The organism is Streptomyces sp. CMB-StM0423, assembly GCF_002847285.1.
GTDB lineage: Bacteria > Actinomycetota > Actinomycetes > Streptomycetales > Streptomycetaceae > Streptomyces.
Genome location: NZ_CP025407.1, coordinates 5313521 through 5332500 on the forward strand (window position 1 = coordinate 5313521; position 18980 = coordinate 5332500).

The window sequence follows — 18980 nt, forward strand, 5'->3', positions numbered from 1 at the left end:
GACGGGACCCCGGCCCGCGGTGTGCCGGGGTCCCGCCGTCGTACGCATCCGGGGGCGCGCCGCGCTCAGCGCACCACCGTGAACGCGTCCGCCGTCCGCGGCGGGCGCTGCCGCGGCGGGGCCGCCGCGTGGCCCACGGCCACCGAACCCATCGGGTCCCAGTCCGCCGGCAGGTCCAGCACCTCGCGGACCACGTCCCGGCAGAACATCGTGGACGACACCCACGCCGAGCCCAGCCCCTCGCCGGCCAGCGCGACGAGGAAGTTCTGCACCCCGGCCCCGGTGGCGACGACGAACATCTCCCGCTCGGCGGCGTTGCGCCGGTCGTCGGGGTAGGTGTGCGAGCCGTCCATCACCAGGCAGGGCACCACCAGGTACGGGGCGTTGCGCAGCACGTCCCCGCGGCGGATCCGCTTGGCGATGGACTCCTCCGTGAAGCTGCTCAGCTCCCGCAGGTCGCGGATCCACGCCTCGCGCATCGCGTCCAGCAGCTCCGTGCGCGCCTCCTGCGACTCCAGCAGCACGAACCGCCACGGCGTCGTGTGGTGCGGCGCCGGGGCCGTCACCGCGGCGGCCACGGCCCGCCGCACCGCCGCCGGGTCCACCGGCTCGGCGGTGAACTCGCGCACCGTCCGCCGCTGTGTCACCGCCTCGCGGACCGCCTCCGAGGTGCCGAGGCGGAACATGTCCTCGGCCGGCTCCCGCACCAGCGCCCGCGCGTCCGGCCCGTCGTCCTCGCCGACCGGGGCGACGAGCTGCGGCAGCCCGCTGAGCACCGCGACCGGCAGCCCGTCGGCCTTGCCCTTGACCAGCTCGCCGGCGGCGGCCAGTTCGTCGGCGGCGGCGACGATCGTGCCCTCCAGGGCGTTGCCGTACGTGTCCGGGGCGCCCCGCAGGTCGTCCAGCACCCGGACGCCGGCGGCGCCGATGGCGACGTCCGTGACGCCGTTGCGCCAGGGGCGGCCGAAGGTGTCGGTGACCAGGACGCCGACGTTGACGCCGAGGGCCGTGCGCAGGCCGGCGCGGAGCGCGCGGGCGGAGGCGTCGGAGTCCTCGGGGAGCAACAGGACGGTGCCGGCGGGGGTGTTGGAGGCGTCCACGCCGGCGGCGGCCATCACCAGGCCGTGCCGGGTCTCGACGATGCGCAGCGGGCCGCGGCGGGCGACGAGGCGTACGGCCTCCTCGTCGATGGCGGCCTCTCGGTCGCCGGGCACGGCGGTCGGCCGGACCCGGCCCTCGGCCTTGCTGACGATCTTGGAGGTGACGATGAGGATGTCGCCGTCGGCGAGCGGGGGTCCTGCGAGGCCGGGCGCGGCGGCGGCGACGAGCTTGGCGAGGTCGTCGCCGGGGCGGACCTCGGGGATGCCGGGCAGGGCTCGTACGCGGAACTCCGGGGCCCCCGCCTCCCCCGCGGCCACCGCCGTGGCGGTCTCCGCGCCGGTCTCCGTGCCCGTACCCGGGTCCGCCGTCATGCCCGTACCTCCTGAGCCAGCTCCAGCGCCGCCGCGGCCATCCGCGCCGTCGCGTCCGTGTCCCGCATCATCAGCGGCACCGCCCGGCAGCGGATCCCGGCGGCCTCCACCGCCGGCACCGCCGCCGCGTCAACCTCGTCGACCAGCCAGCCGTCGATGAGCCCGGACCCGTAGTGCAGCGCGACCGCCTCGGCGCTGGACTCGACGCCGACCGCGGCCAGCACCTTGTCCGCCATGCCGCGCACCGGGGCGCCGCCGACGATGGGGGACAGGCCCACGACGGGCACGTCGGCGTCGGCGATGGCCTCGCGGATGCCCGGCACGGCGAGGATCGTGCCGATGCTGACGACGGGGTTGGACGGCGGGAAGAGCACCACGTCGGCCTCGCCGATGGCCTCCAGCACTCCGGGCGCCGGCTTGGCCTGCTCGGCGCCGACGGGCACCACGGCGAGCGCGGGCACGGAGGCGCGCAGCCGCACCCAGTACTCCTGGAAGTGGATCGCCTTGCGTTCGCCGTCCAACTCGACGGCGACGTGCGTCTCGACCCGGTCATCGGTCATCGGCACCAGCCGCACGCCCGGCCGCCAGCGGTCGCACAGCGCCTCGGTGACGGCGCTGAGCGGGAAGCCGGCGCCGAGCATCTGGGTGCGCACGATGTGGGTGGCGAAGTCGCGGTCCCCGAGCCCGAACCAGCCGGGCCCGACGCCGTAGGCCGCCAGCTCCTCCTTGACGGCGAACGTCTCGCCGGCGCGCCCCCAGCCCTGCTCCTCGTGGATGCCGCCGCCGAGCGTGTACATCACGGTGTCCAGGTCGGGGCAGACCTTGAGGCCGAACAGGTGGATGTCGTCGCCGGTGTTGCCGACGACGGTGACGTCCGCGTCCGGCACTGCCTGCTTCAGGCCGCGGAGGAACCGGGCGCCGCCGATCCCGCCGGCCAGTACAACGATGCGCATGGCGCCCAGTCTTGCAGGCCGGGCTCAGCGGCGGGCGGGCTCGTGCCTCCGGCGGGCGGCGCAGCAGGCGACTGCTGTTCGGGCGGGACGGTCCTCGTGCATCGGCATCTCGGTGAGGGCGGGGAAGTAGACGTGCAGGCTCACGGCGGGCGTCAGCGCGTCGTTGACGACTTCGTGGACGTACCCCGGCGCGAAGACGCGTTGCGCGCCCGGCGTGAGGGTGCGCGCGGTGTGGTTCGCGCGCTCCGTCAACTCCCCTTCCAGCACGGTGAGTACGCCGGAGGAAGGGCCGTGGCCATGCGCCCCGCTGCGCTGTCCCGGCAGCCAGCTCAGCAGCCACACCTCGTAGCCGGGACCGGTGCGCAGCCGGTGGTACCAGCGGGTGACGGGGTCGTAGCCGACGAGCGGCGCCCAGGTGTCCCGGTCGGCGGCGAGCGCGCGGGCGAGGCCGGCGAAGTCGGCGACCGTGACGGGGTGGGCGGGCGCGGGCGGGAGGAGGTGGGGGAAGGCGAGCGGGTCGCCGCCGATCTGGATGTCGCTGAGCATGGGGCCCGGGAGTCCTTGGCGTGTGTGGTGCGCGAGGAGTGCGGAGAGTGGCGAAGGGATGGCCTGCGGGGCAGGCAGCAGGGAGCGGAGCTGGAGCCTCAGCGGCTACAACAGCTCGGACACTCCTCGCTCGGCCGGTACGGCCACGGGTCCGACATGCGCATCAGCAGAGCGGATCCGGGGGGTGGTTGTCAACTGGATGTCCGGGTTGACCGCAAGGATTCACACCTTCCGGTTGCCGGGCGTGGCGAAAGGTTTATTCACCCCGTTGTACGGAGAGACGGCGACCAACCGCAGGGCGACCATAGGGCCGGGGTGCCGTTGTGCATCCGTGACGCGACTGTGATCTTCTTCGCTTTGCCGGGCGGGCCGCAACGGCGCCGTAGCCCCGATCGTCTCCCCCGGTAGGGGTGCCTGCCGGGATCGCGGTCTATCGGACTGTCATGGTCTTGGCCGATATGAACACTATTCACGAGGGCTTGGTGCCGCAGGGTGAATAAGAGGTCCAATAGCAGATCCCGGCTTGACTGTGCCAGAGCGGCGTACCTGTAATTTCACACGTGTCCGTTCAGGCGATTCAGTAACGGCAACATCACGGGGAAGCAAAGACGAGGGGCGCACATGACCGAGCTGTTCCAGCAGGTGCTGGTCGAGGAGGCGGACGAGGAGCTCGGGTGGCAGGAGCGCGCGCTGTGCGCCCAGACCGATCCCGAGTCCTTCTTCCCGGAGAAGGGCGGATCCACACGCGAGGCCAAGAAGGTCTGCCTCGCCTGCGAAGTCCGGTCCGAGTGCCTGGAGTACGCCCTCGCCAACGACGAGCGCTTCGGCATCTGGGGCGGCCTGTCCGAACGGGAGCGGCGCCGGCTGAAGAAGGCGGCCCTCTAGCCGGTGTGGCCGGTGCCGTAGCGGGCGCTGTCACCGGCGGCGCAGCCGCGCGCCGGGCGGGCCCGGCGCGGCGAGCGCGGCGCCACGGGAATCGCGCGGGCGTGCGCCCGGCGCCCGTACGGAGTACGTGACCTCGGCGGAACCCCGCGGTGGCCCGGGGATCGTCCGCCAAGTCGCCCTGTGACGGAGGGACCCTCTAGTGTGGGGCACCGTCCACGACAGCCGCCACATTCCCGGGAGGTGACCCGGACTCCACCAGGGGTCCGCACCTCGATGTCCGAGCACAGCAACGCTGACTACGCGGCCGGCTACCCGGCCGCCGCAGCCGACGCGGCAGGCCGGCCCGGGACGACCGCGGCCGCCCCCGGCGGCGGCACTCCCGCCTTCCCGCGGCACGTCGTCACCGCCGTGCTCGTCTCACACGACGGCGAGCGGTGGCTGCCCGACGCGCTCGCCGCGCTCACGGCGCAGGAGCGCCCCGTGCAGAGCGTCATCGCCGCCGACACCGGCAGCGCCGACGGCTCCGCCCGCATCCTCACCGAAGCCCTCGGCGCCGAGCGCGTGCTCCACCTCGCCCGCCGCACCGGCTTCGGCACCGCCGCCGCCGAGGCCGCCCGCACCGCGGGCGTCCTCACCCCCGACCAACTGCCGTACCTGCGCCGTCCCAGCGGCTGGGACCCCGTCAGCCGCAGTTGGCGCGACGACGCGTACGACATGCCGGAGCTCCCGCACGGCGAGCCCGTCCAGTGGCTCTGGCTGCTGCATGACGACTGCGCCGCCGAGCCCGACGCGCTCGCCGCCATGCTCCGCCTCGCCGAAGACATGCCCTCCGCCGCGATCATCGGCCCCAAGCTGCGGAGCTGGTACGACCGCAGGCAGTTGCTGGAGGCCGGCGTCTCCCTCGCCCACAGCGGCCGCCGCTGGACCGGCATCGACCGCCGCGAGCAGGACCAGGGCCAGCACGACGGCATCCGCGACGTGCTCTCCGTCTCCACCGCCGGCATGCTCATCCGCCGCGACGTCTTCGACCAACTCGGCGGCTTCGACGCCCGGCTGCCCCTCATGCGCGACGACGTCGACCTGTGCTGGCGCGCCCACAAGGCCGGCCACCGGGTCGTCGTCCAGCCCGACGCCGTCATGCGGCACGCCGAGGCCGCCGCCCGCGAGCGGCGCTCCATCGACTGCATCGGCCGCTCCGAGCGCACGTCCGCGAGCCCGCACCGCGTCGACAAGGCCGGCGCCGCCTACACCCTTCTCGTCAACTCCAGCACCGCGGCCCTGCCGTACATCGCCTTCCGGCTCGTCCTCGGCACCCTGCTGCGCACGCTGGCGTACCTCGTCGGCAAGGTCCCGCGGCAGGCCCTCGACGAAGTCGCGGGACTCGGCGCCGTGCTGCTGCGCCCGCACCGCATCGCCGCCGCCCGCCGCAGGCGCGGCAAGCCCGCCGTGCCGCCCGGCGACCTCAAGCCCCTCTTCCCCGGCCGCGGCGCGACCGTACGCGCCACCGTCGAGCAGGTGCTCAGCAACTTCAGCGGCCGCTCCGAGCCCGAGCTGTCCGGCGGCGGCCGGCACGGCGGCGCCGTCGAGTCCGGCCCGGGGGACGACGATGCCGACTTTCTCGAAGTCGAGCAGTTCGCCCGGCTGAAGCGGGTGGCACGCAAGCCGGGCCCGGTGCTCTTCGCCGTCCTGCTGCTCGTCGCCCTCATCGCCTGCCGCGAGCTGATCGGCGGCGGCGCCCTCATCGGCGGCGCGCTCCTGCCCGCCCCCGCCGACGCCGGCGACCTCTGGTCGTCGTACGCCGACTCCTGGCACCCCGTCGGCACCGGCGGCACCCAGGACGCACCGCCCTACCTGGCGTTCCTCGCCGGTCTCGGCACCGTCCTGTTCGGCAGCACCAACGCCGCGCTGACCCTGCTGCTCGTCTGCTCCGTGCCGCTGGCCGGCTTCACCGCGTACTTCGCCTCCCGGCCGCTCGTCAGCTCCCGGCTGCTGCGCGCCTGGGGCAGCGTCGCGTACGCCTTCCTGCCGGCCGCCACCGGCGCGCTCGCCGCCGGCCGCATCGGTACCGCGGTGCTCGCCGTGCTGCTGCCGCTCCTCGCCCGCGCTGCCGTCGCCGCGAGCGGGCTGCGCGGCCGGGCGAGCTGGCGCGGCGCCTGGGCGTACGCGCTGCTGCTGACCGTCACCACCGCCTTCACCCCCGTCGTCTGGCCGCTGGCCGCTCTCCTGGCCGCCGCGCTGGTCGCCTGGACCGTCGTGCGCGGCCGGAACCCCGTCGGGCCCGTCCTGCGTCAACTGGCCGTCCTGGTGACCCCCGTGGTGCTGCTGGCGCCCTGGTCACTCGATCTGCTGACGGCACCGTCCGGCTTCTTCACCGAGGCCGGACTGGAGACCGCCACCGACGACGTGACCCCGCTCGGCCTGCTGCTCGCCTCGCCCGGCGGCCCCAACGCGGGCGGCGGCCTGCTGCTCGCCGGCGTCGTGCTCGCCGCGCTGGCCGCCCTGCTGCGCTCCGACCGGCGGCTGCCGGTGGGTGCCGCGTGGGCCGTCGCCGCCGTCGCCGGGCTGCTCGCCGCGGCCGGCGCGGGCGACGGCTGGACCGGGCCGCAGACGCTCGTCTACGGGATCGCTCTGCTGGTCGCCGCCGTCATCGGCGCCGACGGCGCCCGTCACCGCGTCGCCGAGCAGTCCTTCGGCTGGCGGCAGCCGGCCGCGGTGCTCGTCGCCGTCGCCTGCGCCGTGGGCCCGCTGGTGCTCGCCGTCGGCTGGATGTGGCGCGGGGCCGACGGGCCGTTGGAGCGCGGCGGCGCCGACCAGGTGCCGGCGTTCGTCGCGGAGGAGAGCCGCACGCCGGACCAGCCGCGCACGCTGGTCGTCGGCGGGTCGGTCGGCCAGGTCGAGTACATGCTCGTACGGGGCGCGGGCACCCGCCTCGGCGACGCCGAGCTGGCCGCGGCCGACGGCGGCAACTCCCGCCTCTCCGGGACCGTCTCCGGGCTCGTGGCCGGCTCCGGCGCCGACCAGTCGGCGGAGCTGGGCGCGTACGCCGTGCGCTACGTCCTCGTACGCAACGACGCCCCGCGCACCTTCGGCCGCGTGCTGGACGCCACCCCTGGGCTGACCCGGCTCAGCCAGCAGGACGGCGGCGCGCTCTGGCGCGTCGACGCGCGGGTCTCGCGCGCGACCGTCGTCGCGGGCGACGACGAGGCGAAGGGGGCCGCCGAGCCGGTGCCCGTGGCCGCCGGGCCGGTCGAGGTGCACACGGACCTCAAGGAGGGCCCCGAGGGCCGCGTGCTGCGCCTCGCGGACGCGGCGAGCGCCGGGTGGCAGGCCACTCTGGACGGCGAGCCGCTGGAGGGCACCACGGTCGACGGCTGGGCGCAGGGCTTCGAACTGCCCGCGGGCGGCGGGCGGCTGGACGTCACGTACGACACCGCCGTGACGCACACGGCGTGGACCTGGGCGCGCGGCGCGGCGCTGCTCGTCGTGCTGGTGCTGGCGCTGCCCGGGCGGCGGCGCGACGTGGACGACGACCTGCCGGAGGCGGCCGCGCCTGCCATCCCGGCGCAGGCGCTGGAGGGCGACGGGCGGCGCGCACGGCGGCTGCGGGCGCAGGCCGCCGCGGCGGAGGCCGGGGGCGCCGGGGCACCGGAGGGCGCGGGCGCGCCTGGTGGCGTGCCCGAGGCGCCGCCGATGCCGCCGGCTCCGCCCGGTTCACCCGGGGCGACCGGTTCGCCCGACGAGCAGCCGGCCTGGGCCGCGGCGCCGGTGGCCGGTGCTGGCCAGGCGGAGCAGGGCTACGGGGACACGGCGGTCGCCGACCCGTACGCGGCCCCGCCCCAGGGCTACGAGTGGGACGGCACCGGCTACGGCGGGCAGTACGGCGGGACGTCGTACGAGGCGCCCTATGAGCCGCAGTACGACGCCGGCGCGTACGAGGGCGAACAGCGGCCCGGCGCCCCCGCGGTGCCGCCGCAGGGCGGCCAGGGCTACGGCGACGGCGAGCAGGACCCGTACGGCGCGGGGCAGTACTCCGGCCCGTACTACGACCAACGGAACTACGGCGCGGGCGCCGAGCGGGACGGGAGCGACAACGCGTGAAGACCGGCCCCCTCTCCCTGATCGCCGCCGCGGCGGCACTCGCCGTCACCGCGGGCGTCGCCACCCTCACCGTCCCGGGCGACGAGGACGACGCCGGCAAGGCCGCGCCCGCCGCGGCGCGCATCGCCGTCGAGCGCTCCACCCTGCTGTGCCCGCAGCCGGGCGACACCGAGGTCGGCGAGACGACGTACACCTCCTTCGTGCCCGGCGGCGAGGGCGACGAAGGAAGCGCCGAACTGCTTCCCGCCGCAACGGAGTCCGAAGCCGCGGACGAACAAGAGAAGAAGGACGACGGCGGCGGTAAGGGCGACGAACAGAAGAAGGACGACGCCCCCGACCCCGTCGCCCCCCTGAAGCGCGCCGGCACTCCCGCGGAGGCCACCACCGACGAGGCCGAGGCCCCCGCGCTCGTCGGCACCGCCGAGGGCGACTTCGCCCCCGGCTGGAGCGTGCAGCAGACGACCCTCGTCACCGCGGGCGACGGCCGCGGCCTGTCCGGCGCGCGCTGCACTGCCCCGGACAGCGAGTTCTGGTTCGCCGGCGCCAGCACGATCGACGAGCGCCGCGACTACGTCCAGCTCACCAACCCCGACGACGAGGCCGCCGTCGTCGACCTTCAGTTGTTCGACAAGGACGGCCCGGTCGAGAGCGAGACGGGCAACGGCATCCAGGTCCCGGCCCGCTCCAGCGTCTCGGTGCTGCTCTCCACGGTCGCCGAGGAGCCGTCGATCAACGTCGCGGTGCACGTCGCCGTGCGCTCCGGGCGCGTCGGCGCCGCCGTGCACGTCGCCGACGAGCAGGTCGGCGGCGACTGGCTCCAGCCCGTCTCCGAACCCGCGCCCGGCGCGGTCCTCCCCGGCATCCCCGGCGACGCCACCTCCGTGCGCCTCGTCGTCTACGTCCCGGGCGAGGACGACGCCGACCTCGCCGTGAAGCTCGCCGGGCCCAACGGCTCGATCACCCCCGCCGGGTACGAGTCGGTGCACGCCAAGAGCGGCATGACGACGGCGATCGACATGCAGAAACTCACCCAGGGCGAGGTGGGTTCGCTGATCCTGGAGCCGGAGGACGGCAGCGATGCACCCATCGTCGCGGCCCTGCGGGTGACCCGCGGCAAGAACACCGAGCAGGAGATGGCGTTCATCCCCTCCGCCGCGCCGGTCGAGGAGCGCACCACCGCCTCGGGGAACTGGCCGAAGGCCGCGAGCCTGTCGCTCGCCGCGCCGGGCAAGGCCGTCGAGGTCAAGGTCACCGCGTCGCCGGGCAGCGAGGGCGGTGAGCCGGCGGAGGAGACGTACACGGTCAAGCCGCGCACCACGCTGACCGTCGAGCCGCCGAAGACGTCCGGCACCGAGGGCACCTTCGCGCTCACCGTCGAGCGCGTCTCGGGCGGCGAGCTCTACGCCTCGCGCACGCTGGAGACGAAGGAGAGCGGCATCCCGATGTTCACGATCCAGACCCTCCCCGACGACAACGGGATGGTCGAAGTCCCGGACGCCGAGCAGGACCTGGGCGTCCTCACGGACTGACGTACGGTGCCGCCGTCAGTCCTGGCCGTAGTGCGGATCGACCGACTCCGGGGCGACGCCGAGGAGTTCCGCGACCTGTTCGACGATCACCTCGTGCACCAGCAGCGCGCGCTCGTCGCGGTTCTTCGTACGGATCTCGACGGGGCGGCGGTAGACGACGATGCGGTCCGGGCCCCCGCCGCCCGTGACGAGCCGGCCGAGCGGCACCCCGCCGTCGTCCTCCCAGCCGGCCGGGCCGTTGCCGCCGCCGGGGACGTCGAGGACGGCGAACTCGACGCCGGCGAGCTGCGGCCAGCGGCGTTCCAGCCGGGTGGCGGACTCGTGCACCAGGTCGACGAAGGCGTCCGAGCGGCTGACCGCCAGCGGCACCTGCGGCGGCGCCACGGGGCCCCGCATGCCGCGGCCGTGGCGGTCGCGGGTGCGGCCGCGCGGGCGCGGCGGGGGCCCTGGCGGCGGCGCCGGTCGTTCTGTGTGCTCCATCACCGATGAGCGTAGCCCGCGCCGGGCCCGCCGCAGACCATCCCGGGGCAACCCCGGGAATGTCGCGAAGTGAACGGTCGGCACAGGAATCGGCTCGCAGATGAACGGGCCGAAGTCCGCCGAAACCGGTTGGATTGACATGATTTGCAGCCAGGACTGATCACTTGCAACGTCGTAGCCACCGCCGATGTGACCGACGTCGCAGGTCAACTCGGCCATACGCGACCGGCTTCGCGCCGGACGACGGGCGACACGGGTGGGTGACGCGATGGTGAGTCGTCGCGGCCCGCTCAGGAGTGCGGTACCGTCCAACGTCGTGAGCCCTGTACGTCGCTGTTCGCGCACCGCATGCGGCCGAGCCGCCGTCGCGACGCTCACCTACGTCTACGCCGACTCCACCGCCGTCCTCGGCCCCCTCGCGACGTACGCCGAGCCCCACTGTTACGACCTGTGCACGGAGCACTCCGAGCGGCTCACGGCCCCGCGCGGCTGGGAGGTCGTCCGGCTCGCGATCCCCTCGGGCCCCGCGCGGCCCAGCAGCGACGACCTGGAGGCCCTGGCCAACGCCGTACGCGAAGCGGCCCGCCCGCCCCGCGCGGCGGCGGACCGGGACGGGATGGTCGCTCCGCGCGCCGTGGCCCCCGGCGGCCGGGACGCCGACCCCATGGAGGTCGCGCGCCGCGCCCACCTGCGGGTGCTCCGCTCCCCCGAAGGCTGACGCCGCCCGCCTCACCGACGGCCCGCCGGGCTGCTCCCGCACGGCCCCTCGCCGGCCCGGCCCCGGACGGCGTGTGTCCGCCCCATCGCGTACTGTGCAAGCCTCAGCAGCGTGCGAAGGGCGGAGAACCGTGACCGATCTCTCGACGATCGTGAAGGCGTACGACGTGCGCGGCGTCTTCCCCGAGCAGCTCGACGAGCCGCTCGTCGAGCTCTTCGGCGCCGCCTTCACCGAGACCACCGGCGCCGGCAAGATCGTCGTCGGCCATGACATGCGCCCCTCGTCGCCCGCGCTGGCCGCCGCCTTCGCGCGCGGCGCCGTCGCCCGCGGGGCGGACGCCGTCCTCATCGGCCTGTGCTCCACGGACCAGCTCTACTTCGCCAGCGGCCATCTCGGCCTGCCCGGTGCCATGTTCACCGCGAGCCACAACCCCGCGCGGTACAACGGCATCAAGATGTGCCGCGCCGGCGCCGCCCCTGTCGGCCAGGACACCGGGCTCGCCGGGATCCGCGCCAAGGTCGAGCGGTGGCAGGCAGAAGGGGCGCCCGCCCCGGTCGCGAAGCCAGGCAGCGTCACGGAGACCGACCTCCTCGCCGACTACGCGGCCCATCTGCGCTCCCTGGTCGACCTCGGCGCCATCCGGCCGCTGAAGGTCGTCGTCGACGCCGGCAACGGGATGGCGGGCCACACCGTGCCAAGCGTCTTCGAACCGCTGCCCGTCGACGTCGTCCCCATGTACTTCGAGCTGGACGGCACCTTCCCCAACCACGAGGCCAACCCGCTCGATCCGAAGAACATCGTCGACCTCCAGGCCGAGGTCCGCAGGACCGGCGCCGACGCCGGCCTCGCCTTCGACGGGGACGCCGACCGCTGCTTCGTCGTCGACGAGAAGGGCGACCCGGTCCCGCCGTCCGCGATCACCGCGCTGGTCGCCGCGCGCGAGCTGGAGCGCAACGGCGGCGGCACGATCATCCACAACCTCATCACCTCCTGGACCGTGCCCGAGGTCGTCAAGGAGCAGGGCGGCACGCCCGTGCGCACCCGCGTCGGCCACTCCTTCATCAAGGAGGAGATGGCCAAGACCGGCGCCATCTTCGGCGGCGAGCACTCCGCGCACTACTACTTCCGCGACTTCTGGAACGCCGACACCGGCATGCTCGCCGCGCTCCACGTCCTCGCCGCCCTCGGCGGCCAGGACGGCCCGCTGTCTCAGCTCGTCGCCGCCTACGACCGGTACGCGGCCTCCGGCGAGATCAACAGCACCGTCGACGACCAGGACGCCCGGCTCGCGGCGGTCAGGGCCGCGTACGCCGGCCGCGAGGGCGTCACGATCGACGAGCTGGACGGGCTGACGGTCACCGGCGACGGCTGGTGGTTCAACCTGCGGGCGTCCAACACCGAGCCGCTGCTGCGGCTGAACGTGGAGGCGGGCGACGCGGAGACGATGGCGCGGGTTCGCGACGAGGCGCTGGCGCTGGTACGCGGCTGAGGCGGCGGGCTCGCCGCACGCGGGCCGGTAAGGGGCAGCGCCCCAGGGCGTACGGCCCTTACCCCCGCCGATACGGCCCTCACCGCCGCCCGTACGCCGGCCGCCCCCGCGCCCGTCCACAGGGCCCGCCCGCGCGCAGGCGGCCCCGTACGCCCGGCGGTAGGCTGGCGCCTGCCGCTCGTACGCACAGCCGAGCCCAGCACCGCAGCAGCCAGCCGAAGGGGACGTACATGCCGGTCGACGCCAGCCTCCTGGAGATCCTCGCCTGCCCGGCGTGCCACGCCCCGCTGCGCGAGAGCAAGGACGGCGCGGCCGGCGGCGCCTCCGACGCCCCCGGCGAGCCCGAGCTGCAGTGCACCTCCGACACCTGCGGCCTCGTCTATCCCGTACGCGACGAAATCCCCGTCCTGCTCGTGGACGAAGCCCGCCGCCCCGCCTAGGCCCCCGCCATGCTCGACGAGTCGCTGCTCGACGACCCCGGGGAACTCGCCCGCGCCGACGCCCGCGGCCTGCTGCGCAGCGCCGCCCAGGCCGGCGCCCAGATGCGCATCGCCGCCCGCCAGGCCGCCGAGTCCGACCTCGCCCGGGTCCGGCCCGACGGCCGCCCCCGCGTGGTGCTCGTCGCCGCCCCGGGACCCGTCGCGAACACCACCGCCGACCTGCTGCGCGCGCTGACGGCGGGCGCCAGCCCCGTCACCGCCCTGCGCCCCACCGGCGCCCGCCCCGAGCCCAGCGCCCTGAACTGGACGCTGCCCGGCTGGGCCGGACCGTACGACCTGCTGCTCATCGCCACCGACTACGGCCGCGAGCCGGGCCTCACCGCGCTCGTCGAGCAGGCGTACCGGCGCGGCTGCACCGTCGCCGCCGTCGCCCCCCGTACCTCCGCGGTCACCGAGATCGTCACCTCCCGCGGCCTCGCGATGCCGCTGCTGCGCGCCCCCGGCGAGCAGATCGAGACCGGCGGCCTGTGGCCGCTGCTCACCCCGCTGCTCGCGCTCGCCGACCGCATCGACCTGATCGACGCCCCCGACGACGCCCTCTCCCGGGCCGCCGACCGCCTCGACATCGTCGCCGAGCGCTGCGGTCCCGCCATCGAGACGTACGCGAACCCCGCCAAGACGCTCGCCGCCGAGCTGGCCGAGTCGCTGCCGCTGCTGTGGAGCGAGGGCCCCCTCGCGGGCGTCGCCGCACGCTACTTCGCCCGCCAACTGGCCGCCGTCGCCGGCCGCCCCGCGCTGCCCGCGACGCTGCCCGACGCGCTCGCCGCCCATGGCATGCTGCTGTCCGGGGCCTTCACCTCCGGCGCCGACCCCGACGACATCTTCCGCGACCGCGTCGAGGAGCCCGCCGCGCTCCGCGCCCGCATCGTCCTGCTGCACGACGAGTCCGCCGACACCGCCCGCACCCCCCGGGAGGCCGCCCCCGCGGCCCGCGAGCTGGCCTCCGCCCAGGGCACCCCCGTCAGCGAGCTGGAACCGTCGGACGGCGATCCCCTGGAGGCCGCGGGCGAGCTGATCGCCACCGCCGATTTCACCGCCGTTTACCTCGCCCTGGCTGCAGGTTCCGCCTGACTCGTACCAAGATGGCCGTATGGATCGCCTGAACAACACCGTCCGCCCGTACGCCTGGGGCTCCACCACCGCCATCCCCGAGCTGCTCGGCACCGACCCGACCGACGAGCCGCAGGCCGAGCTGTGGATGGGCGCCCACCCCGGCGCGCCCTCCCGCCTCGACCGCGGCGCCGGACCCGTCCCCCTGGACCAGGTGATCCACGGCGACCCCGAAGGCGAGCTGGGCGCGGCGACGGTGGCGCGCTTCGGGCCCCGGCTGCCGTTCCTCCTCAAGGTGCTCGCCGCCGCCGCCCCGCTCTCCCTCCAGGTCCACCCCGACCTCGCCCAGGCCCGCGTCGGCTACCTCGACGAGGAGGAGCGCGGCGTCCCCGCCGACGCCCCCGAGCGCAACTACAAGGACGCCAACCACAAGCCCGAGCTGATCTGCGCCCTCACCCTCTTCGAGGGCCTGTGCGGCTTCCGCCCGCCCGCGGACGCCGCCGGCCTGCTCGACGGCCTCGGCGTCGACGGCCTCAAGCCGTACGCCGACGCCCTGCGCGCACAGCCCCAGGAGGACGCGCTGCGCGAGGTGTTCGCCGGCATACTGCGTGCGGACCGCGACGAGCTGGCGGCCACCGTCGAGGCCGCGGGCCGGGCGGCGGAGAAGCTGGGCACCACCGACAGCCCGTACGCCGCCGACTACGCCGCCTACGGCGCCCTGGCCCGCTCGTGGCCCGGCGACCCCGGCGTCGTCGCCGCCTTCCTGCTCAACGTCATCAGGCTGCAGCCCGGCGAGGCGCTCTTCCTCGGCGCCGGTGTCCCGCACGCCTACCTCGACGGCGTCGGCGTCGAGCTCATGGCCAACTCCGACAACGTGCTGCGCTGCGGCCTCACCCCCAAGCACGTGGACGTGCCGGAGCTGCTGAAGATCGTCTCGTTCACCCCCGGCGTCCCCGAGGTGCTGCGGGCCGGCCCCGACGGCCGCTACGCCGTCCCCGTCGACGACTTCCGCCTCCACCGCCACGACCTCGACGACGGCCCCGTCACCGTCGCCCAGACGGAGGGCGCGGGCCCGCAGATCCTGCTGTGCACCGACGGCAGCGCCGAGCTGACCAACGCCGCCGGCGAGCACCTGGCCCTGCACCGCGGCGAGTCGGCCTTCGTACCGGCCGCCGACGGCACGCTGCACGCCACCGGTTCCGGCACGCTCTTCCGCGCCACTACGGGCAACTGACCGCCGCCGACCGGATTTGCGCGCTCCGCCGCGGGTTGTCCACAGCCGCGGCCGGCAGGGCTTGCGCCCACCGGCCGCGGTGCTGACAGAATGTGCCGCCGTGAAGGGCGCGGCCTCCCGCCGCGCCCCGCGGAGGCAGACGGAAGGGAACCGGCGGCACATGGCTGCAGGCGGCGGTACGAAGGCGATCCTCGCGGCGCTCGGCGCCAACTTGTCGATCGCGGTCGCGAAGTTCGTGGCATGGGCCTTCAGCGGCTCGTCCTCCATGCTCGCCGAGGCCGTGCACTCCCTGGCCGACTCCGGCAACCAGGCGCTGCTGCTGCTCGGCGGCAAGCGCGCCAAGCGCGCCGCCACGAAGGAACACCCCTTCGGCTACGGCCGCGAGAGGTACGTCTACGCGTTCCTCGTCTCCATCGTCCTCTTCACGGTCGGCGGCCTCTTCGCGATCTACGAGGGCTATCACAAGATCCAGGACCCGCACGAGATCGACCACTGGTACTGGCCGGTGGGCGTCCTCGTCTTCGCGATCATCGCGGAGACCTTCTCCTTCCGCACCGCCATCAAGGAGTCCAACGAGGTACGGGGCAGCCAGGGCTGGTGGCAGTTCATCCGCCGCGCCAAGGCCCCCGAACTGCCCGTGGTGCTGCTGGAGGACCTCGGCGCGCTCGTCGGCCTGGTCCTGGCGCTCCTCGGCGTCGGCGTCGCCCTCGCCACCGGCGACGGCGTCTGGGACGGCGTCGGCACCGTGTGCATCGGCGTCCTGCTGCTGATCATCGCCGTCATACTCGCCATCGAGACCAAGAGCCTCCTCCTCGGCGAGGGCGCCAGCGAGGCCGACGTCGCGGCCATCAGCACCGCACTCGTCGACGGCGACGCCGTCACCCAGGTCATCCACCTCAAGACCCTCTACCTCGGCCCGGACGAGCTGCTGGTCGCCGCGAAGATCGCGGTGCAGCACGACGACACCGCGGGCGAGGTGGCGCGCGCCATCGACGCCGCGGAGTCGCGGGTACGGGAGGCGGTGCCGGTGGCGAGGATGATCTACCTGGAGCCGGACATCGCCCGCACACAGGCGGACAAGTAACGAGACCCGGGACCGGCGCGCAGCGACCGCCGCACCCCCACCCGGGCCGGCCGTCTCACCGACTGTCCGGTCCGCGGGATGGCCAGTTCCCGTTGTCCACATGCCCGCGCGGCGAGGGCGGCCTGCGGTAGATTCGTGGGGCAGAGCCAGACGTCGCTGCTGATGGCGATCGGGTGGCCCGCCAGCGGGCCGGCCGAGGGGGAGAGAGGGCCTCCGGCGGACTGAGCCGCAGAGGGACCGGTGTGTCCGTACGCGTGCGTGCGCATGCGCGCCGCGCGCACGTCCCGTCTGCGCTCAGGGAATCCGACCACCCTCAAGGAGTTGCGACGTGACTTCCACGACCACCGCCACGAGCCCGGACTTCAAGGTCGCCGACCTGTCCCTGGCCGCCTTCGGCCGCAAGGAGATCCAGCTCGCCGAGCACGAGATGCCCGGCCTCATGGCCCTCCGCAAGGAGTACGCCGAGGCCCAGCCGCTCGCCGGCGCCCGCGTCACCGGCTCGCTCCACATGACCGTGCAGACCGCGGTCCTCATCGAGACGCTGACCGCCCTCGGCGCGGAGGTCCGCTGGGCCTCGTGCAACATCTTCTCCACCCAGGACCACGCCGCAGCGGCCGTCGCCGTCGGCCCCGACGGCACCCCGGACGACCCCCGCGGCGTCCCCGTCTTCGCCTGGAAGGGCGAGACGCTGGAGGAGTACTGGTGGTGCACGGAGCAGGCGCTGACCTGGCCCGGCACCGGCACCGGCGGCCCGAACATGATCCTCGACGACGGCGGCGACGCCACGCTCCTCGTCCACAAGGGCGTCGAGTTCGAGAAGGACGGCAAGGTCCCCTCGCCCGACACCGCGGAGAGCGACGAAGAGCGCGTCATCCTCCAACTCCTCACCCGCACCGTCGCCGAGACCCCGCAGAAGTGGACGCAGCTCGCGTCCGAGATCCGCGGCGTCACCGAGGAGACCACCACCGGCGTCCACCGGCTCTACGAGATGCACCAGGCCGGCACCCTGCTCTTCCCGGCCATCAACGTCAACGACTCGGTGACCAAGTCGAAGTTCGACAACAAGTACGGCTGCCGCCACTCCCTCGTCGACGGCATCAACCGCGCCACCGATGTCCTCATCGGCGGCAAGACGGCGGTCATCTGCGGCTACGGCGACGTCGGCAAGGGCTGCGCCGAGTCCCTGCGCGGCCAGGGCGCCCGGGTGATCATCACCGAGATCGACCCCATCTGCGCCCTCCAGGCGGCCATGGACGGCTTCCAGGTGGCGCGGCTGGAGGACGTCGTCGAGACCGCCGACATCTTCGTCACCGCCACCGGCAACAAGGACATCATCCTCGCCGAGCACATGCAGCGGATGAAGCACCAGGCGATCGTCGGCAACATCGGCCACTTCGACAACGAGATCGACATGGCCGGCCTCGCCAAGCTGCCCGGCATCGTCAAGGACGAGGTCAAGCCGCAGGTCCACACCTGGACCTTCCCCGACGGCAGGGTGCTCATCGTCCTGTCCGAGGGCCGCCTGCTGAACCTCGGCAACGCGACGGGGCACCCGTCGTTCGTCATGTCCAACTCCTTCGCGAACCAGACGATCGCCCAGATCGAGCTGTTCACGAAGACCTCCGAGTACCCGACCGGCGTCTACGTGCTGCCCAAGCACCTCGACGAGAAGGTCGCCCGCCTCCACCTCGACGCCCTCGGCGTCCGGCTCACCGAACTCCGGCCGGAGCAGGCGTCGTACATCGGCGTCCAGGTCGAGGGCCCGTACAAGCCGGACCACTACCGGTACTGAGCCCGGCACCACCGCCGCCCGCCCGGGAACCCCCGGGCGGGCGGCGGCACGTCGGGGGAGGGCACGCCCGCGTAGGGTGCCGGACATGCCGCGCGGACGCTATTCCCTCTACGACCCGTACGACGGCACCCCGCTGGGCGACGAACACTTCCAGTGCGCCCCCGGCGCCTCCGGCTGGCGCTACACCGCCAGGACCACCGACCCCGACGGCACGGCCACAGGATCAGTCGACCTCACCATCGACCACCTGGGCCGCCCCGTCCGCCTCGAACTCCACGCCGCCGGCTGGCAGGTCCGCGGCGCGGCACTCGACGGCATCACCTGGGTCCGCTCGGACGCGACGGGAGACCAGGCCCGCGAGGGCAACGCCCGCGCCCACGGATTCACCGGCACCTCCCCGGCCTTCCTCATCGCCACCACCCGCCTCCTCGGGCCCCCTTCCACCCAGGCCCCCCAACGCCTCCGCCTCGTTGCCCTCACCCACCCGGTCCTCGCCCCGCGCACGCTGGACCAGGCGTGGAAGAAAACGGGGGAGGACACCCACGAGGCCGACACGGGGCCGCTACAGGTGGTGAACTACCAGGTCAGCGACCTGGAGACGGGCAAACAGGGTGAGGTCCACATCGCTGGCGACGTGGTGCTGGCCGCCCCCGGTGTCGAACTCGAAGAACTCGACACCCCGCCCAACTCCCTGGACGCCTGAGGGCGATTCGCATCGCCCGCGGTTGACCTGGTACTGTTCACGTCGCTCGGGCAGGAGGGCACGATGACTCCGAAGCAGAGCACTCTCTGAACTACCCGATCCGGAGCGGGAATTCGCACCGAAAAAGGTCTGGTAAGGTTCAGGACACCGAAGGGAAACGCCCGGAGAGGCCCGGAAGGGTTTTGAAGGTAGTGTCCGTTCTTTGAGAACTCAACAGTGTGCCAAGTAATCGATGCCAAGTGTTTGATGTAGTGACACAGCAGTAAGCGAGGCAGACTCGTTTCTGTTTTTGCATCATGTATGCATTTACGGAGAGTTTGATCCTGGCTCAGGACGAACGCTGGCGGCGTGCTTAACACATGCAAGTCGAACGATGATCCGGTTTCGGCCGGGGATTAGTGGCGAACGGGTGAGTAACACGTGGGCAATCTGCCCTGCACTCTGGGA

15 protein-coding genes and 1 rRNA gene (1 of these 16 cut by a window edge) are annotated in these 18980 nt (G+C 73.9%); 12 read left to right on the forward strand and 4 right to left on the reverse strand.

Going from position 1 to position 18980, the window contains the following annotated elements; translation table 11 throughout:
- Positions 1–65 precede the first annotated feature (65 nt).
- From CXR04_RS23230 to CXR04_RS23240, 3 genes are read right to left on the reverse strand one after another with little or no spacing between them, the layout of a single operon-like run.
- Entirely contained in the window at positions 66–1472 is a 1407-nt protein-coding gene (locus tag CXR04_RS23230; RefSeq protein ID WP_101424229.1) for a coenzyme F420-0:L-glutamate ligase, read from the reverse strand.
- Positions 1469–2425 carry a 2-phospho-L-lactate transferase gene (gene cofD, locus CXR04_RS23235; RefSeq protein WP_101424230.1) on the reverse strand — a complete coding sequence of 319 codons (957 nt, stop codon included), beginning with the start codon at positions 2423–2425 and terminating at the stop codon, positions 1469–1471. Before cofD ends, CXR04_RS23230 begins: the two co-directional genes overlap by 4 nt.
- 24 nt (positions 2426–2449) lie before the next feature.
- Entirely contained in the window at positions 2450–2971 is a 522-nt protein-coding gene (locus CXR04_RS23240; RefSeq protein WP_101424231.1) for a cysteine dioxygenase, read from the reverse strand.
- Positions 2972–3592: 621 nt separating this feature from the next.
- Here CXR04_RS23240 and CXR04_RS23245 point away from each other — a divergent pair.
- The 3 genes from CXR04_RS23245 (at position 3593) to CXR04_RS23255 (ending at position 9483) form a co-directional block, all read left to right on the forward strand.
- Positions 3593–3856, forward strand: coding sequence for a WhiB family transcriptional regulator (locus tag CXR04_RS23245; protein WP_018840771.1), 264 nt, complete (start codon positions 3593–3595; stop codon positions 3854–3856).
- A gap of 273 nt (positions 3857–4129) precedes the next feature.
- Positions 4130–7954, forward strand: coding sequence for a glycosyltransferase family 2 protein (locus CXR04_RS23250; RefSeq protein ID WP_101424232.1), 3825 nt, complete (start codon positions 4130–4132; stop codon positions 7952–7954).
- The gene (locus CXR04_RS23255; RefSeq protein ID WP_101424233.1) at positions 7951–9483 is read left to right on the forward strand and encodes a DUF5719 family protein; all 1533 of its coding nucleotides are present in this window, start codon (positions 7951–7953) and stop codon (positions 9481–9483) included. Before CXR04_RS23250 ends, CXR04_RS23255 begins: the two co-directional genes overlap by 4 nt.
- Before the next feature lie 15 nt (positions 9484–9498).
- Here CXR04_RS23255 and CXR04_RS23260 read toward each other — a convergent pair whose 3' ends face one another.
- Complete coding sequence (locus tag CXR04_RS23260; protein ID WP_101424234.1) at positions 9499–9879, reverse strand: metallopeptidase family protein; 381 nt, start codon at positions 9877–9879, stop codon at positions 9499–9501.
- A gap of 352 nt (positions 9880–10231) precedes the next feature.
- Between CXR04_RS23260 and CXR04_RS23265 the strand changes: the two genes are divergently transcribed.
- From CXR04_RS23265 to CXR04_RS23305, 9 genes are all read left to right on the forward strand, one after another.
- Positions 10232–10681 (forward strand): DUF3499 domain-containing protein, encoded by a 450-nt coding sequence (locus CXR04_RS23265; RefSeq protein ID WP_101424235.1) that lies wholly within the window; start codon positions 10232–10234, stop codon positions 10679–10681.
- A 130-nt stretch (positions 10682–10811) separates the two neighbouring features.
- Positions 10812–12170, forward strand: a complete 1359-nt coding sequence (locus CXR04_RS23270) for a phosphomannomutase/phosphoglucomutase (RefSeq protein ID WP_101424236.1) — start codon at positions 10812–10814, stop codon at positions 12168–12170.
- A 230-nt stretch (positions 12171–12400) separates the two neighbouring features.
- Positions 12401–12610, forward strand: a complete 210-nt coding sequence (locus tag CXR04_RS23275; RefSeq protein WP_101424237.1) for a Trm112 family protein — start codon at positions 12401–12403, stop codon at positions 12608–12610.
- 9 nt (positions 12611–12619) lie between these two features.
- Positions 12620–13741 carry an SIS domain-containing protein gene (locus CXR04_RS23280; RefSeq protein WP_101424238.1) on the forward strand — a complete coding sequence of 374 codons (1122 nt, stop codon included), beginning with the start codon at positions 12620–12622 and terminating at the stop codon, positions 13739–13741.
- Between the two features lie 19 nt (positions 13742–13760).
- Entirely contained in the window at positions 13761–14954 is a 1194-nt protein-coding gene (manA, locus tag CXR04_RS23285) for a mannose-6-phosphate isomerase, class I (protein WP_101424239.1), read from the forward strand.
- Positions 14955–15114: 160 nt separating this feature from the next.
- Positions 15115–16038 carry a cation diffusion facilitator family transporter gene (locus CXR04_RS23290; RefSeq protein WP_101424240.1) on the forward strand — a complete coding sequence of 308 codons (924 nt, stop codon included), beginning with the start codon at positions 15115–15117 and terminating at the stop codon, positions 16036–16038.
- Between the two features lie 328 nt (positions 16039–16366).
- A complete protein-coding gene (ahcY, locus tag CXR04_RS23295) occupies positions 16367–17830 on the forward strand; it encodes an adenosylhomocysteinase (RefSeq protein WP_101424241.1) in 1464 nt (487 codons plus the stop codon).
- 85 nt (positions 17831–17915) lie between these two features.
- Positions 17916–18533 carry a hypothetical protein gene (locus CXR04_RS23300; RefSeq protein WP_101424242.1) on the forward strand — a complete coding sequence of 206 codons (618 nt, stop codon included), beginning with the start codon at positions 17916–17918 and terminating at the stop codon, positions 18531–18533.
- Positions 18534–18838: 305 nt separating this feature from the next.
- Positions 18839–18980: ribosomal RNA gene (locus CXR04_RS23305) — 16S ribosomal RNA — on the forward strand (it continues 1385 nt past the right edge of the window).

Bases quoted from the DNA above. Each gene is read 5' to 3' on its own strand.
- CXR04_RS23230 (WP_101424229.1), bottom strand. From the start codon at position 1,472: ATGACGGCGGACCCGGGTACGGGCACGGAGACCGGCGCGGAGACCGCC.
- cofD (WP_101424230.1), bottom strand. From the start codon at position 2,425: ATGCGCATCGTTGTACTGGCCGGCGGGATCGGCGGCGCCCGGTTCCTC.
- CXR04_RS23240 (WP_101424231.1), bottom strand. From the start codon at position 2,971: ATGCTCAGCGACATCCAGATCGGCGGCGACCCGCTCGCCTTCCCCCAC.
- CXR04_RS23245 (WP_018840771.1), top strand. From the start codon at position 3,593: ATGACCGAGCTGTTCCAGCAGGTGCTGGTCGAGGAGGCGGACGAGGAG.
- CXR04_RS23250 (WP_101424232.1), top strand. From the start codon at position 4,130: ATGTCCGAGCACAGCAACGCTGACTACGCGGCCGGCTACCCGGCCGCC.
- CXR04_RS23260 (WP_101424234.1), bottom strand. From the start codon at position 9,879: ATGCGGGGCCCCGTGGCGCCGCCGCAGGTGCCGCTGGCGGTCAGCCGC.
- CXR04_RS23265 (WP_101424235.1), top strand. From the start codon at position 10,232: ATGGTGAGTCGTCGCGGCCCGCTCAGGAGTGCGGTACCGTCCAACGTC.
- CXR04_RS23275 (WP_101424237.1), top strand. From the start codon at position 12,401: ATGCCGGTCGACGCCAGCCTCCTGGAGATCCTCGCCTGCCCGGCGTGC.
- CXR04_RS23280 (WP_101424238.1), top strand. From the start codon at position 12,620: ATGCTCGACGAGTCGCTGCTCGACGACCCCGGGGAACTCGCCCGCGCC.
- manA (WP_101424239.1), top strand. From the start codon at position 13,761: ATGGATCGCCTGAACAACACCGTCCGCCCGTACGCCTGGGGCTCCACC.
- CXR04_RS23290 (WP_101424240.1), top strand. From the start codon at position 15,115: ATGGCTGCAGGCGGCGGTACGAAGGCGATCCTCGCGGCGCTCGGCGCC.
- CXR04_RS23300 (WP_101424242.1), top strand. From the start codon at position 17,916: ATGCCGCGCGGACGCTATTCCCTCTACGACCCGTACGACGGCACCCCG.